The sequence below is a fragment of the Parageobacillus sp. VR-IP genome (assembly GCF_013357975.1).
GTDB classification, from domain to species: Bacteria; Bacillota; Bacilli; order Bacillales; family Anoxybacillaceae; genus Saccharococcus; species Saccharococcus caldoxylosilyticus.
The window spans coordinates 51,262-65,900 of sequence record NZ_JABVYQ010000006.1; the positions used below are offsets into that span (position 1 = coordinate 51,262).

Below are 14,639 nucleotides of genomic sequence, written 5' to 3' on the forward strand. Positions count from 1 at the left end.
TTATTTACTGATGTATTATACTTTTATCTAAAAAGCATATTATTTTACAAAAGCAATCGAGTTGCATTATGATATCAACGTTAAAGCACTATGCCATTTATTGCGATAGGCCATACATGGATGTATATAGTGTTTGACAAACTATTCACAGCAGCGAAAGGAGAATGATCATGGCTAAATTACTGTACATTACAGCAAACCCAAAACGGGAAGAAGAATCTTACAGCTTATCCGTCGGCAGAGCGTTTCTTAACGCTTATAAACAACAACATCCACAAGACGAGATTGTCGAATTAGACCTTTATCGTACCGATGTCCCTTTTATTGATACCGATGTATTAAACGGCTGGGACAAACTGCAACAAGGACAGGCATTTGAACAGTTAAGCGAGGAAGAAAAACAAAAAATCAGTCGCATCAATCAGCTAACCGATCAATTTATCAATGCAGATAAATACGTGTTTGTCACACCGATGTGGAATTTTAGTTTTCCGCCGAAAATGAAAGCTTATATCGATACCATTTGTATCGCAGGAAAAACGTTCCGTTACACAGAAAATGGTCCGGTAGGGCTGTTAACAGGAAGAAAAGCCATGCACATTCAAGCCCGCGGTGGAATTTATTCAGAAGGACCAATGAAAGAAATGGAATTTGGAGACCGTTATTTACGGGCGGTGCTCAACTTTATCGGCATCACTGATGTTCAGTCCATTTTTGTCGAAGGAATGGCACAATTCCCGAATGAAGCCGAGGCAATTAAACAAAATGCAATTAAACAAGCTGAACAAGCGGCAAAAAATTTTTAACGAACTGATGACCTGTTCCTTTGATAAGAGGCGGGCATTTCTATTTTAAAAAAATAAAAAAGCTTGCCGATTGTATCGGTAAGCTTTATGTTCCAAATTTTTTAGTATGTAGCTAATAATAATGGCGGAGGAGGAGGGATTCGAACCCCCGCGGGCTTTGACACCCCTATCGGTTTTCGAAACCGACCCCTTCAGCCAGGCTTGGGTACTCCTCCGTATGTAGAAGATGGAGCCTATCGGATTCGAACCGACGACCTCCTGCGTGCGGGGCAGGCGCTCTCCCAACTGAGCTAAGGCCCCATCACGAATGATCGGGAAGACAGGATTTGAACCTGCGACCTCACGGACCCGAACCGTGTGCTCTACCAAGCTGAGCTACTTCCCGATTACAACCGCTAACGTTAACGGCAATTAGTATTCTATCTAAAAAAAATAATATAGTCAATACTTTTTTTAAAAAAATTTTTGCCTGGGCATGCAGGGATAGACAAATCACGTGTTCACAGCAGTCAAAGTGGCAGAGAGCATGCAAAAAAGGGACGAATCTGCTTCCAGACGTCCCTTTTTAATATATATCTCTCTTTGTGAACACTATAAACGAGATTGCGAGCGCCGCAAGCCCCCACACCGCTAACACCGTCATGGAAAATCCGAGCGTCATTCCTTCAATCGGCGGCGCTTCCCCACTAATGTAATCCGTAAGGCGAAGATTGACCATAAACAAATATTTTGCCGAGTGCCAGGAAGACACCATATTGGACAAAATCGCTCCCGAAATCAATGCCGCAAGCATAATCCCCATCACTGCGGCGGTGCTGCGCATCAAGACGGAAAGCATAAACGTCAATGTCCCCACCACAATGCACACAAACCAGGACAGCCCTAATTCCATGAGCACATACTTCCACTGCGGAAGCATATGAACGTTTGCTGTATTCAGTTCTTCTCCTTGGGGGACAAACCCTGTCAATAACGGGAGCCGCCATCCTTCGTATCCGAACACCGCTCCAGAAATGAAATACGACAAAAGAGCAACCGTAAGCAAAATAAATGAAATCGACAATAACAGCGCGATGTATTTGCTGAGCAAAATCGCCCCTCTTTTAACCGGCCGCGTCAACAAGAGCTTAATCGTGCCCCCGCTCGCTTCCGACGATACTAAATCAGCGGCGATGACCATAACAAGAAGCGGGAGAAACAAGTCGATCGCGTTTTCGATAAACATGCGCATAAACGTCGGCGCACCAGGAGCGGATGGGTTGATGTCATGCTCTAAATAGTATTGCTGCTGCTTTAGGCGAATTTGCAAATATTTACGCCATTCGTCAGAAATACTGCTCGAATTGAGACGGTTTTGCGCGTCGATAATCTGCTGCTGCAGCTGCGTCCGCCAATCCGTCGTTCCGAGCCGTTCCTGTATTTCCTGCACCCGCTTATATTGCGCGTATGTAAAAAGGACAACGAGCACGGCGACAATCGCCGCAATGACCCATAACCGCTTTTTGCGGACAATTTTTAACATTTCGTTGTACACGAGGCTACTCAATCGTCTCCCCTCCCGTCAATTCAATGAACAAATCCTCGAGCGTCGGCAGTTTCGGCTGAATTTCATGGACGGCAACCCCTGCTTCGACAAGCTTTTTGTTCCAAACGGAGAGTTTTTTTGGTTCGTACGGAGTGATCAGCGTATCCCCATCGGTTCGAAAAATCGACGTTTCGGCGGCTAATATCGCTTGCGCCGTTTCCAGCGGCTCGGCCTTCCACACGACACGCGCCTGTTCTTTTAACAGATGTTCCACCGTATCAACCCGAAGCAACGTCCCTTTTGCCATAATCGCCACTCGGTCGCACATTAATTGGATTTCGCTTAACAGATGCGAGGAGACGAGCACACTCAATCCTTCCGTTTCCGCCAAAAAGCGGATAAATTCACGCATTTCGCGTATGCCGACAGGATCAAGCCCGTTGGTCGGCTCGTCCAAAATCAGCACTTTCGGCTTTCCTAACAGCGCCTGCGCAATGCCAAGACGCTGCCGCATCCCGAGCGAATACGTGCTAACACGATCATGGATGCGGTTTTGCAAGCCGACTAACTCCACCACTTCCACAATCCGTTCTTTTGGAATATCGCGAACCATGCGCGCGAAATGTTCGAGGTTTTCCCAGCCGCTTAAATACGGATATAATTCAGGATTTTCGACAATACAGCCGATGTGGCGGATCGCTTCGGTAAACTGGCGCTCCAGGTCATAGCCGCAGATGGAAATATGCCCCGCTGTCGGCTTGATGAGCCCGACGAGCATGCGGATGGTTGTCGTTTTTCCCGCGCCGTTTGGCCCTAAAAAGCCGAACACTTCCCCCTCTTTTAGTTCAAAGGAAATTCCTTTGATAATTTCTTTGCGGCGAATCGTTTTGCGCAAATTTTCAACGATTAAGGTTGCCTGCTTCGTCACTTTTTGTCCCCCTCTGTGAATGTAATTAAAGAAGCGACGCGTTCGCCAATCCGTTTGTATCCTTCTTTATTCGGATGAAAGTGGTCGCTGTATAAATAATCATTCACATGCAACGCAAATAAATCGAAGGTCGGGACCGCAATAATATTCGGATAGCGAGCCGCCGTTTCTGCCGAAGCAAAATTCCACTGCCTTACGATCGCTGATGTTTTCTTCGCATCGCCGAGGTCGCTAAACGGATTGTAAAGACCGATGTAAAAAACAACGGCATCTTTATTAACGCGGCGAATCGTTTGAAAAACGCGGTCTAAGTTGCGCAAGTACGAGTCTTTTGCCTGCTCGATTTGCTTTGGCGTAAGCTTGAGCGCTTCTCCACCTTGAAACAAATCGTTCCCGCCGATGGTCATCACAACGATATTGGCTAGTTTTAGCTGCCGCTGGATCTCGGTTTGACCTAATTGCTTAAGAAGTCCATCAGAGCGCTGTCCTTTAATGGCCAAATTAGTCACGCGAATCGGCTTCGTTGTTTTTTTGCGGAGCTGATCGACCATATAGCCGACATATCCTTTTCCGCTTTCGTCTCCCGTTCCTCTTGTCAGCGAATCGCCGAGGGCGACAATATAAATTTCACGGCTATCCGCTTTTTTCTCTTTTGTATATTTTGTCGTGTCTGCCGGCGGCATCGCGGTGGAAAAAAATTGATCTTGAATGGTTATGGCAAGACCGCCAAGCCATAATATTCCTGCCAGCACCGATACAATCGTGATGGTGCCTACAATACCGCGTCGCATGCAATCATCCTTTCTGCTTTTCCATTGTTTTTTTATCATACAACATTTTCACGGATGTTGCCTAATCCGGGTATTCTCGTGAATCAAGTTTTTGTGGGAGCTTTTTTCACTTTACAAGAGGATTTTTTATTCACTGACGAACCACTTCCTGCAATTCCTGAAATCATTTCTCGACCATGATCATGCTGGAAATGTGATCATGTGGTGTTGATCAGAACTAGGGAAAATTTCTATAGTAAGCTAAGATGTTACTTAAAAACCGTACAAACAAATAAAATAAAAATAAACGAGGTGTTTCCTCGCCTGTATATATAAACTAGCCATATAATCAAATCTTATTAGAAGCAAAGAAGCTTGATCCTAACTGGATACAGGCCTTCTTCTTTTTCGCAAAGATGTACTTTACTGATTGTCTTTCAAATGTTTCCGTAGTTTTCCATAAATCAACAACAGCCCTGCCGTTGATGATGTATAAAACTTTGTGTCAAGCATTTGGCTACACCAAAAGAAAAAGGTAGGGTATCTTCTGATTTTCTAAACATTGATGGTGTTGCAAAACTAGAGTAAAAACTCGAAGTTATGCATAAGGATGCAACATAACACATGCAGTAAATATCGATGAAATCCATACCATCGGGGTTGTTCCACCCCATCGCTCTTTAACTCATTAATACCCGTTCAAGCCCGCGGCGAAGCCCAAACAGCCATTGGCCAAATCTCGTTTTCAACACAACAGGAAGAACCCGGCCATAGGCATCTTTCCGTTCCTCGCTATTGCGGCGGTTGATGAGAGAAATGAATAGGATTCCTGCTTGTTCGGCTGTTTGTCGAACCTTTTCACTATCATACGCGGCATCCCCTAACACGAACTCAATCTCCCATTGCCCTAAAAAAGCGAGCAATGCTGATGCCACTGCCGCATCATTCCGGTTCGCTGTGGTTAACACATGAGATAAAATGATTTCCTCGGCAGTGGTGCAGAGATGGAGTTTATATCCTTTAAACCAGTAATATCGGGTGGACACTCCCCGCTTCGCCTGTGAATCGTAAAGACTGCTTTGAAGGAACGTGCTGTCGATCAGCACGATTTGGGGATACCGTACTTCTAGATCTTGGAGCAGCTGTGCATGAAAAATAGAAAATCCTTGTTCCCGGAACCACTTCGCCGCACGGGAAAACGTAGACAGATGAGGGGCTTCACTAAGTCCACAAGCCCGTTGAAAACAGCGAAAACGCTGCAGGATACGCACTAATTTTCGCAAGGAATCAATGGAAAAATAGGTTTTCAAAAAGAAACATTTCAACAACGATTTTTTCGACACCGGCGGTCTTCCTGTCACATACGGTGTTTCTGGCAATGATTGCGAGTCGATATACCGAAATAATACTTCTAAAATTGGGTCCATTTCATAAGTCCATGCATGTTCGCTGTTCCAATTGGAAATCATAATAGTGTCCACCCCTTGGTAGTTGGTTTTGGTCACTGTATATGATTTCCAAGGTGGTGGATTTTTTATGTGCATTTATGCATTCGTTATGCGTTTTGCAACACGTTCAACATTCAGAGAAAGGAGTACCCTACTTATGTCTAAAAGTATACTGAATGTAGACTGGGGCCATCAACCGGAAAACGCTATTCGTCAGTTTGTAAAGGAAAAATTAGAGTTGATCATGAAGAAAAAAATCCAGAGCTTCCTCGAAATGGAACAGAGGGAAACGTCGAATAGGAGAAACAGCTATTACCATTGAAACCTAGATACGCAATATTGTCCGTATTGGAAGGCCTTTTGGTTCCAAGAGACCGGAACGGGGAATTTCAAACGTAGCTGTTCGCTCCTTACCAACAACACACCGGCTGGCTCGAGAAAGCTATCATCAAGATGTATCAAAGTGGCATGAGTACACGGGAAATTGGCAAATTTATCGAATGAATTCTAGGAAATGCCTATTCTCCTGCAACGATCAGTCGTATTACCGATGTGGTAAAGGAAGATATCGAGACATGGCACACTCGTCCACTGCACAAACGCTATTCTGTTTTATATTTAGATGGTCTCTATGAAAACTTCGCCGGGATACGGTAGAGAGAGAAGTCATTTGTATGTTGTTAGAAGTGAATAATGAAGAAGGGTATCACGAAATTATCGACTTCTTCGTAGATGGACAAGAAAATACCTATGGATGGCAGGAGATGCTTCAACATCTCTACCAAAGAAGCGTCAAGGAAGTGCTTCTAGGCGTCTTCGATGGTCTTCCGGAGCTGGAGGAAGCCTTTAAGGCCATTTATCCGAAAGTCGATGAGCAACGCTGCGTCGTTCACAAAGTTCGTAATACGCTCCGTCTTGTTCGGAAAAAAAGACCAATTCGAAATGACTGAGAATCTCAAACTCATTTAAATCGCACTGAAGATGTTTCAACAGTTTGAGTCGAAATGGTCAAACAATATCCGAGGGAAGTCCAATCTTGGGCGAATGAGTCGGATGCCCTCCTCACCTTTATGGACTATCAAAGCAGTATTCGAAGTGTAATTTATACCACCAATGCCATAGAACGAACAATCAAGGAGACTCGGAAACGCCTAAAGTCAATGAACAAACAGTTTGAGTAGTTTAGAAGCCGCTGAAAAAGTCGTGTATTTGATGATATAGGACTTTAACGAGAAGTAGGCCGACCCGAAAGTTGCGAGGATTTGCCGAAGCGCAGGAAGCCCTTCAACGAATGTTTGAAGAACGTTATCATTAATCAAATACTGTAAATGAACAGAATAAGGGAATTCTCCCTTTTCACACAGGAGACGGAATATTCCGTCTCCTGTGTGGAGGAAAATCGTCCCCTATTCATTCCAAATCCATTTTAGAGATAACCTATCTATCTTACATTACACAAAATTCTTGACGGTGCCACTGACTCAAAGCCATCTTAAAATGGATTTTTGAATCAGTTATCCTAATTACGATTATCAATGTTTATTTTTCATCTAGTGACAGAAAATCACTTCCCTCAAACCATGCGGGGATACCTGCTGTTAAAACAGCTACAAGGCATACCTCGGCAATTTCTTTATCTGTAGCCCCATGTTTTTTTGCTCCATTAACATGAATCTTCACACCATCACGATATCTCTCTGCAACATTAACTCCTACAAGGACTAGTTCTTTTATTTTTCTAGAAACCACATGATCAGATAAGACAAGCTTTCTCAAATTGCTATATCGTTGTAGAACATTTGGACTAGCCTTTTTTAAAAGCTCAACCCATAGAGGTATACTCCCACCTGTTTCTTCGTTATAGTAGCAAATGCAATCATCAATATTATCTAAGGTGACTAAGTTATTACTCATATTAGATTCTTCTAATTTAGTGTTTGTGTAAGATTCAGCAAAACGAATAGCTTCTATGCCGGTTAGCCAAGCGGGGATGCCGCGCGAAATAATACATACAGTTAAAATATCTGCTATTTCCATAATAGTTGCTCCAGAATCAATAGCTCCTTTAGTATGATATATCATACTTCTTTTATATCTCCTAGCTGCATTAATTCCTACAAGGATTAATTCTTTATCTTTTTTAGAAATTGCACCATCCGCCATAATTTCATGACGTAATTTTGTATAGTATTCTAACGCCTTTGGAGAAAAACAACTCATTTTTTGTACCCATTCCGGTATCTCTCCATACACCTGTTCAAAAAATTTTAAAGGGTCTTGATTTGTCAACTTTTTCTCCTCCACTTGTTATGGTTTCAATATTACTTTAACTGCTTCTTTTTTTAGACCAGCTTCAAATCCCTCGACGGCACGTTCTAAAGGAAGAAGATGCGAAATTAATTTTTCATAAGGATATTTGCTAGATGCAGCCATAACAATGGTTCGCTGTAATGTTTTTTCTGTTACTCCGTACACTCCTCTTACAGTTACTTCACCGCGTACTATCTCATTTGATGGTAAATCTGTTTTCCTGGTAGAAATACCAACTAGTAGAACTTCTCCTCCCTTTATACACATTCTTACTCCAGAAATTAGAGACTGATGGAATCCACTTGTTTCAAATACATAATCTACACCATTTCCATTTGTCAATTCTGAAATAGCTTCAACATCATTTATTTCGTCAGCATACACAATGTCTGTAGCGCCGAGTTCTTTCGCAAGTCTTAAACGATTTTCGTCTTTGCGTAAACCCGTAACTATGAGTCTTTCCAAACCATAATTAGATAATGAAGAAACCAATGATAATCCAATTGGTCCAGGTCCTATTACTACGGCTGTATCTCCAGGCAATATATTAGCTCGTTCAATTGCATGTACACCTATAGCAATCGCTTCTATCATTCCGGCTACATCTATAGAAAGTTCATCTGGAATCGGTAAGACATTTTTATAGTGAACAACAGCATATTCTGCCATCCCCCCATTTTCTCTAAAACCATAACGCAATGATTTCGCAGGGGTTTTATTGATAGAGTTTTGGCCATAATCACATAAATTCGTATTTCCTCGTTTACAATTACGACATTGACCACAAGGAACATATGGATTAATTACAACACGTTTATGCAATAAATATTGATTTTCAGTATTTCCTACATCTACAACAGTTCCCGCAAATTCATGTCCAAGAATGACGGGAGTAGAAACCCATTCATATGCATCCATTCCTTCATACATATGCAAGTCACTTCCACATATACTTGCTGCTTCCACCTTTACTAACACTTCATCCTTTTTACATATTGGAATATCAACATCTGATATATCGATTCCCCGTCCTCGATGTTTTTTTACAACTGCCTTCACAATTTTGTCACCCCTTGTTAAATCTGATCGGTTATTCGAAAAATAGTGGAAATTCCCTGTCCACCTGCAATACATAGTGATGCTAGTCCCCATTCACAATTACGCTTACGCATTGCATGCAGTAAAGTAACACAGATTCTTGCACCGCTATTCCCAATTGGATGACCTAAAGCAATAGCCCCTCCATTTACATTAACTTTTTCCATTGGTAATTTTAATTCTTTAATAACCGCTAAAGCCTGAGCAGCAAAAGCCTCGTTCAATTCAATTAAATCAATATCATTAATAGTTAATCCTGCTGATTGTAAAGCTCTAATAGAGGCTTCGACAGGACCCATTCCCATTCGGTCCGGTCTCACTCCTGATACTCCCAAAGATACAATTTCTGCTATTGGTTGCAATTCAAATTCTTTTAGAGCTTCTTCAGAAACAATTAAAAGAAGTGATGCCCCGTCATTCAAACCTGAAGAATTACCTGCTGTTACAGTTCCATTCTCTTTAAAAACCGGTGGCAGTGAAGCTAATTTTTCTAAATCAGGCTTCCGAGGATGTTCATCTACTGAAAATATCAAAGGTCTCCCCTTTTTTTGAGGAACGGAAATTGGGACAATCTCATCTTTAAAATCACCATCTGCAATTGCCCTATTTGCTTTTAATTGACTATAATAAGCAAACGCATCTTGTTCTTGACGTGAAATATTATATTCTTCAGCCAGAAATTCTGCGGTCATGCCCATCACTAAACGACCGTATATTTCAATAGGTTGGGATCCGGGTTGACTTTCTTTATTAGGGTCTAATATTTCTCCATTTCCAGAAGTATATCCAAACCGAGCTTTTCTTAAGTAGTATGGAGCGGTACTCATACTTTCGACGCCACCAGCTATAACAACGTTGGATAATCCCGCACGTATCGCTAAGTAAGCATTGTGTATTGCTTGCATGCCTGAACCGCATTGACGATTTACAGTATATCCTGGTAAGGATTCAGGAAATCTAGCTTTTAACAACACTTTACGAGCAATATTGGCATGATCTTGAGATTGCTTTGCCTGACCAATAATAACTTCATCTATTCGATCGATTGGCACTAGATTTTTATTAACTAGACTTTGAAACAAAGGAAGTATAAGATCGTCCGGTTCTACGTCTTTCAATGTACCACCAATTTTTCCAATTGCTGTTCTTTCTGCGCTAACTACAAATACACGTCTCTCCATATCCACTCATCTCCCTAATGATTGAATTAGCTCTTCCGATATCTCAAAAAATGCCTCTGTTTTTTCTTTCACTTCATTTAGACAACTGTCTTCTGCAATCTCTGTAAGTACTAATCTATTATTTTCGTACTTGAAAACAGCTAATTCCGTGATGATTAAATCAACTTTCCGAATCGAAGTGATTGGATAAGTGCATTTTTTTACTATCTTTGGTTCACCATGTTTAGTGGTATGAGTAGTAGTTACAATTACCTTTTTCGCTCCGCTTAATAAATCCATTGCTCCCCCTACCCCTAGAATACTTTTTCCAGGGATGGACCAATTAGCAATAATACCATCTTCATCTACTTGCAAAGCTCCTAACACTGCAACATCAATGTGACCGCCTCGAATCATAGCAAATGAATCAGCACTGCTGAAATAAGAAGCACCTAGTTCTTCACCAATAGGTAATTTACCAGCATTAACCAATAGAGGATCTATATCCTCATCTTCTCTAAGATGTCTGACTCCTAATAAACCGTTCTCCGTTTGAAAGAAAATATTTTTTGAATCCACATATTTAGCAACTAAAGTAGGTATTCCGATTCCCAGATTTACAATGGAATAAGGTTTTAACTCAGCTGCGGCTCGCTTTGCGATACGTTCCTGTATGTTGATGTCTACACTCATTTATGAACAACTCCTTTTTTAGATAAGACAATACTACTTTCAACAATTGCATCTACATAAACATGAGAAGTAACTATTTCCTCAGGTGACAACTCTCCTATTTCTACAATCTCATCTACTTCCGCAATCACATAATCAGCAGCAGTAGCCATTATAGGATTAAAGTTGCGAGCGGTTTTGTAATAAACTAAATTTCCTAATCGATCTGCCTTCCATGCTTTAATTAACGCTACATTTGCATGTAAAGCAGGTTCAAATACATACAACTCTCCGTTAATTTCTCTGATCTCTTTTCCTTTAGATAATTCTGTACCTACGCTTGTTTTGGTATAGAAACCACCGATTCCAGCTCCGCCAGCTCGAATGGCCTCTGATAAGGTTCCTTGTGGAAGTAGTTGAACTTCTAACTTTCCCTGATTATAAAAATCCCCAACTTCGCGATTACTTGTGAAATAAGAGCCAATTGCCTTTTTGATCTTCCCCTGCCTTAGCAAAATACCCAGACCTTTTCCAGGTTCTCCAAGATTATTACTAATAACTGTTAAATCACAAACATCGATTTTGGTTAATTCGTCAATCAATGTTAATGGAGCTCCTACTAATCCGAATCCTCCTACCATAATCGTATCTCCTGATTTAATCTTTCGAATTGCTTCATGAGCCGGTACAATCTTGTTCATTACAATCACCTTTCTAATTTGATAAGAAAACCCAACCCTTCAGTAGACTAAGGGAGTGTTGTCTATTGGAAAGGTTGGGTACGTTTTGTTTCTAAAGGATATTGTTATTACCACTCCTCGATTGCGACAGCACGGATTGGTGAACCAGTCATACCTTGCAAATTAAGAGGCATTCCGATGAAATAAAACCGTTTTTTGCTTATTCTATCTAGATTGGTTAAATTCTCTATAATAAGAATATTTCGACTTAATAGAGCCAAATGAACGGAACGTTGCATATTATCGTTAACATCTGCATTTGGGAGATCAAGACCAATAGCCTTTAACTTCTTCTCAACAACCCATTCTCCGACAGATGCATCTAATGATTTACATTCATGAAACCCAGGACCATTCCATTCTCCGGGCCAGCAACGAAATAAAACAATATCTCCTTCTTTTATCTCAAGTTCTCGCTTTTGTACAACTTCCTCAATCATACTGCGTGTTACCGGTTCGCTTGGTTGTTTATGAGATACATCGATTAACACAGCCTCTCCCATGGTGGCTTCTAATGGTATTTGATCTATAGTCAGGCCACTTTTAAAAAAATGATAAGGAGCATCCATGTGGGTACCACCATGATCAGATACAATTAAAATCTTACTTGCGTATCCTTCACATGGAGGAATATATCGTGGTTTCGAAAAATCATGTGTAATATGATCCATCATTACAACTTTCGGATGTGAAGGAAATGAAGTTAATCCATCATACAGTTTGACTGTTAAATCAACGATTTTCATATAACATACCTCCCAATTTCTTAACCTAGATAACCCCATAGTAATACTGACACGCTATATACAATTCCAATCCAAATCATAATAACAACCAAATACCCCATCACATCTTTAAGTTGTAATCTAGATAAGGCGAGTGCTGGCAAGATCCAAAAAGGCTGTACAAGGTCATTCCAAGCATTACCTAACATAACACTCATTGAAGTTTGACTAATTGATGCCCCGAGTTCTTTTGCGGCATCAATCATAAAAGGTCCTTGAACTACCCAATGTCCTCCAGCAGAAGGTGCAAAAAAGTTAATAACAAAGGAGCTTATTAGTCCCCAAAAAGGTAATGATTCAGCTGATGAAACATCTACGAATACCTTAGCGATTGAGTCAACCAACCCTGAACTTGCCATTATAGCCATTATTCCTGCATAAAATGGATATTGAAGGATAATACCAGATATTGTCTTAATACCTTCGTTTAAACTAGCGATGTATTTCGCTGGTGTCCCCAATAGAATGATCCCTAGAAAAAGGATTATAAAATTAACCAAGTTCAAGTCTATAGAGCCACCATTATAGAAATAAACAACTATATATATAATTCCTATTAATCCAATAATGTAAGACAATAATCGGCTGTTATTTAATTTATTAGCAAATGTATTTTCACCTAAAATATTGGTTACAGCAGTTTGTTGTTCTGCCACGAGAACAGGATTTATTTCGATAATTTCCTCTTTCTTTTTTGGTATAAGCAACGTATTTAGGATTGGTAATGTAATTAATATGACCAGACTTGTTAGTAACATTGGAGTTGAGAAAATAGTATCTGAAAGTGGGACAATACCCATTTCTTTTTCCAAAGGATGACCAGGTGTAGATATTAAAATAGGAATGCTTGCAGATAAGCCCAGTCCGTAAAGGGTAAATCCGCTATATGCTGCTGCAATAATTAAAGGATAGTGAACCCCTTTTACACGAAGAGCTAATTTTTTTGCAACAATTCCCCCAATAACCAAGCCAAATCCCCAGTTTAGGTAACTCCCGATTCCTCCTACCAACGTTGCTACTACAATTGCCATCCGCGGTGTACGAACAGTGCTAACTAATTTGTTTAGAAAGCGATCAACTATTGGCGCAGATGCTAACACATATCCCATGGCAAGAATGACTGCCATTTGTGTGGTAAATGCAAGAAGATTCCAAAAGCCACTTCCCCAATCTGTAATTGATTGAACGATTTCTCTCCCTTCTATTACCACGGCTAGTATTAATGTTAATATCGTCAAACCGATGGCAAATACGAAAGGATCTGGGAGATATTTTCTCATTAAATTTGTAAAAAACTTTGTCAGTTTATCCATAAACTAAACTTGCCTCCCTTTTATTTATCATGTTGTTCGATAGAATGGAGATATTTAATGACTTTTAATAATTCAATATTTTTCCTTTTCATCACCTCTGATTCATTCATATCTTTCCAATCATAAAATCCTTTGCCGCTCTTTATTCCTAATTCACCTTTTTTAACCTTGCTTTTTAAAAGTGGAGAAGGACTTATTCGGTTTTCCAGATCTTTATATAGATAATTTGCAATATTATAATGTACATCTAAACCATTTAAATCCCTTTGCTCTAAAGGTCCAGTAAACAACAGACGAATTCCTATACTCCACCGCACAATAAGATCTATATCTTCTGCCGATGCGATGCCTTTTTCTAAAATCGAGATAGCTTCCCTAGCAATAGCATGTTGAATCCTATTACCAATAAATCCAGGGATTGATTTATTGATTAAAGCTGGATATTTGCCAACTTTCTTTAGAAACTCCATAATATCATTAATTACATCTGTAGAAGTGAGATCGCCTTTTACTACTTCGACTAATGGAACAATAGTAGCAGGCATGAAAAAGTGTGTTCCAATCAATCTCTCTGGATTTCTCATGGTCTTTGCAATATCGTCAATAGATAAACCAGAAGTATTAGTTGCAAATCGTATTGTTGGATCACATATTTCTTCTAGTTTCTTGAACAATTCCTGTTTTAATTCCAGTTTTTCTGGTATGGCTTCAATGACTAGCCATGAGTTATTTACGTCTTGGAGATCAGTAGAAAATGTAATGTTTTCAACAACATCATTCATATCTCGATCCAACATTCCGTGTTCATTAAATAACATGACCTGTTCTTGGATATAGGTAATAGCCTTTTCTAATATCTCTTTATTAAGGTCGATTAAAACAACTTTTACATTTTTTTGGGCAAGAAGTTGTGCTATCCCTCTTCCCATTGTTCCAGCACCAATTACAGAGACATTATAATTTTTAATAGTTGTTCACCCCCTCAATTATTGAATAAAAATAAAAGCCCAGCCTACCAAAAGTAAAGGGAAGTCAGGAATTCCCTTATAGCTTTTGGAGAAGCTGGGCATTCTTAACTCTCGCG

General features: G+C 40.3%; 13 protein-coding genes, 3 tRNA genes and 2 pseudogenes. 3 read left to right on the forward strand and 15 right to left on the reverse strand.

Annotation, left to right across the window (positions count from 1 at the left end; translation table 11 throughout):
- Positions 1 to 170 precede the first annotated feature (170 nt).
- Positions 171 to 806, forward strand: a complete 636-nt coding sequence (locus tag HT574_RS15035; RefSeq protein WP_175245229.1) for an FMN-dependent NADH-azoreductase — start codon at positions 171 to 173, stop codon at positions 804 to 806.
- Positions 807 to 928: 122 nt separating this feature from the next.
- Here HT574_RS15035 and HT574_RS15040 read toward each other — a convergent pair.
- From HT574_RS15040 to HT574_RS15070, 7 genes and pseudogenes are all read right to left on the reverse strand, one after another.
- Positions 929 to 1,021, reverse strand: a tRNA-Ser gene (locus HT574_RS15040).
- Between the two features lie 12 nt (positions 1,022 to 1,033).
- A tRNA-Ala gene (locus tag HT574_RS15045) sits at positions 1,034 to 1,106 on the reverse strand.
- Between the two features lie 11 nt (positions 1,107 to 1,117).
- Positions 1,118 to 1,191, reverse strand: a tRNA-Pro gene (locus HT574_RS15050).
- Positions 1,192 to 1,371: 180 nt separating this feature from the next.
- A complete protein-coding gene (locus HT574_RS15055; RefSeq protein ID WP_175245230.1) occupies positions 1,372 to 2,352 on the reverse strand; it encodes an ABC transporter permease in 981 nt (326 codons plus the stop codon).
- Positions 2,345 to 3,259 carry an ABC transporter ATP-binding protein gene (locus HT574_RS15060; protein WP_175245231.1) on the reverse strand — a complete coding sequence of 305 codons (915 nt, stop codon included), beginning with the start codon at positions 3,257 to 3,259 and terminating at the stop codon, positions 2,345 to 2,347. Before HT574_RS15060 ends, HT574_RS15055 begins: the two co-directional genes overlap by 8 nt.
- Positions 3,256 to 4,050, reverse strand: coding sequence for an SGNH/GDSL hydrolase family protein (locus HT574_RS15065; RefSeq protein ID WP_175245232.1), 795 nt, complete (start codon positions 4,048 to 4,050; stop codon positions 3,256 to 3,258). The genes HT574_RS15060 and HT574_RS15065 overlap by 4 nt, the downstream gene beginning before the upstream one ends.
- A 558-nt stretch (positions 4,051 to 4,608) precedes the next feature.
- A pseudogene (locus tag HT574_RS15070) lies at positions 4,609 to 5,498 on the reverse strand (transposase).
- A gap of 136 nt (positions 5,499 to 5,634) precedes the next feature.
- On the opposite strand from HT574_RS15070, the gene HT574_RS20545 reads away from it, so the two are divergent.
- Both HT574_RS20545 and HT574_RS20550 read left to right on the forward strand, forming a co-directional pair.
- Positions 5,635 to 5,799, forward strand: coding sequence for a hypothetical protein (locus tag HT574_RS20545; RefSeq protein WP_254698697.1), 165 nt, complete (start codon positions 5,635 to 5,637; stop codon positions 5,797 to 5,799).
- A 131-nt stretch (positions 5,800 to 5,930) separates the two neighbouring features.
- A pseudogene (locus HT574_RS20550) lies at positions 5,931 to 6,658 on the forward strand (IS256 family transposase).
- A gap of 358 nt (positions 6,659 to 7,016) precedes the next feature.
- Here the strand turns inward: HT574_RS20550 and HT574_RS15080 are convergent.
- From HT574_RS15080 to HT574_RS15115, 8 genes are all read right to left on the reverse strand, one after another.
- Positions 7,017 to 7,766: a carboxymuconolactone decarboxylase family protein gene (locus HT574_RS15080; RefSeq protein ID WP_175245233.1), complete on the reverse strand. Its 750-nt coding sequence runs from the start codon at positions 7,764 to 7,766 to the stop codon at positions 7,017 to 7,019.
- Between the two features lie 18 nt (positions 7,767 to 7,784).
- Entirely contained in the window at positions 7,785 to 8,846 is a 1,062-nt protein-coding gene (locus HT574_RS15085) for a zinc-dependent alcohol dehydrogenase (RefSeq protein ID WP_175245234.1), read from the reverse strand.
- A 17-nt stretch (positions 8,847 to 8,863) separates the two neighbouring features.
- Positions 8,864 to 10,066, reverse strand: coding sequence for a thiolase family protein (locus HT574_RS15090; RefSeq protein ID WP_175245235.1), 1,203 nt, complete (start codon positions 10,064 to 10,066; stop codon positions 8,864 to 8,866).
- Between the two features lie 6 nt (positions 10,067 to 10,072).
- Entirely contained in the window at positions 10,073 to 10,738 is a 666-nt protein-coding gene (locus tag HT574_RS15095; RefSeq protein ID WP_175245236.1) for a 3-oxoacid CoA-transferase subunit B, read from the reverse strand.
- Positions 10,735 to 11,418, reverse strand: coding sequence for a CoA transferase subunit A (locus HT574_RS15100; protein ID WP_175245237.1), 684 nt, complete (start codon positions 11,416 to 11,418; stop codon positions 10,735 to 10,737). Before HT574_RS15100 ends, HT574_RS15095 begins: the two co-directional genes overlap by 4 nt.
- A gap of 107 nt (positions 11,419 to 11,525) precedes the next feature.
- Positions 11,526 to 12,203: a cyclase family protein gene (locus HT574_RS15105; RefSeq protein WP_175245238.1), complete on the reverse strand. Its 678-nt coding sequence runs from the start codon at positions 12,201 to 12,203 to the stop codon at positions 11,526 to 11,528.
- A 20-nt stretch (positions 12,204 to 12,223) separates the two neighbouring features.
- The gene (locus HT574_RS15110; protein ID WP_175245239.1) at positions 12,224 to 13,555 is read right to left on the reverse strand and encodes a short-chain fatty acid transporter; all 1,332 of its coding nucleotides are present in this window, start codon (positions 13,553 to 13,555) and stop codon (positions 12,224 to 12,226) included.
- A 20-nt stretch (positions 13,556 to 13,575) separates the two neighbouring features.
- Complete coding sequence (locus HT574_RS15115) at positions 13,576 to 14,523, reverse strand: 3-hydroxyacyl-CoA dehydrogenase NAD-binding domain-containing protein (protein ID WP_309138307.1); 948 nt, start codon at positions 14,521 to 14,523, stop codon at positions 13,576 to 13,578.
- Positions 14,524 to 14,639 lie beyond the last annotated feature (116 nt).

What these genes read in the sequence shown, in the direction of transcription:
- HT574_RS15035 (WP_175245229.1), top strand. Translation starts at nt 171, where the DNA reads ATGGCTAAATTACTGTACATTACAGCAAACCCAAAACGGGAAGAAGAA.
- HT574_RS15065 (WP_175245232.1), bottom strand. Translation starts at nt 4,050, where the DNA reads ATGCGACGCGGTATTGTAGGCACCATCACGATTGTATCGGTGCTGGCA.
- HT574_RS20545 (WP_254698697.1), top strand. Translation starts at nt 5,635, where the DNA reads ATGTCTAAAAGTATACTGAATGTAGACTGGGGCCATCAACCGGAAAAC.
- HT574_RS15090 (WP_175245235.1), bottom strand. Translation starts at nt 10,066, where the DNA reads ATGGAGAGACGTGTATTTGTAGTTAGCGCAGAAAGAACAGCAATTGGA.
- HT574_RS15095 (WP_175245236.1), bottom strand. Translation starts at nt 10,738, where the DNA reads ATGAGTGTAGACATCAACATACAGGAACGTATCGCAAAGCGAGCCGCA.
- HT574_RS15100 (WP_175245237.1), bottom strand. Translation starts at nt 11,418, where the DNA reads ATGAACAAGATTGTACCGGCTCATGAAGCAATTCGAAAGATTAAATCA.
- HT574_RS15105 (WP_175245238.1), bottom strand. Translation starts at nt 12,203, where the DNA reads ATGAAAATCGTTGATTTAACAGTCAAACTGTATGATGGATTAACTTCA.
- HT574_RS15110 (WP_175245239.1), bottom strand. Translation starts at nt 13,555, where the DNA reads ATGGATAAACTGACAAAGTTTTTTACAAATTTAATGAGAAAATATCTC.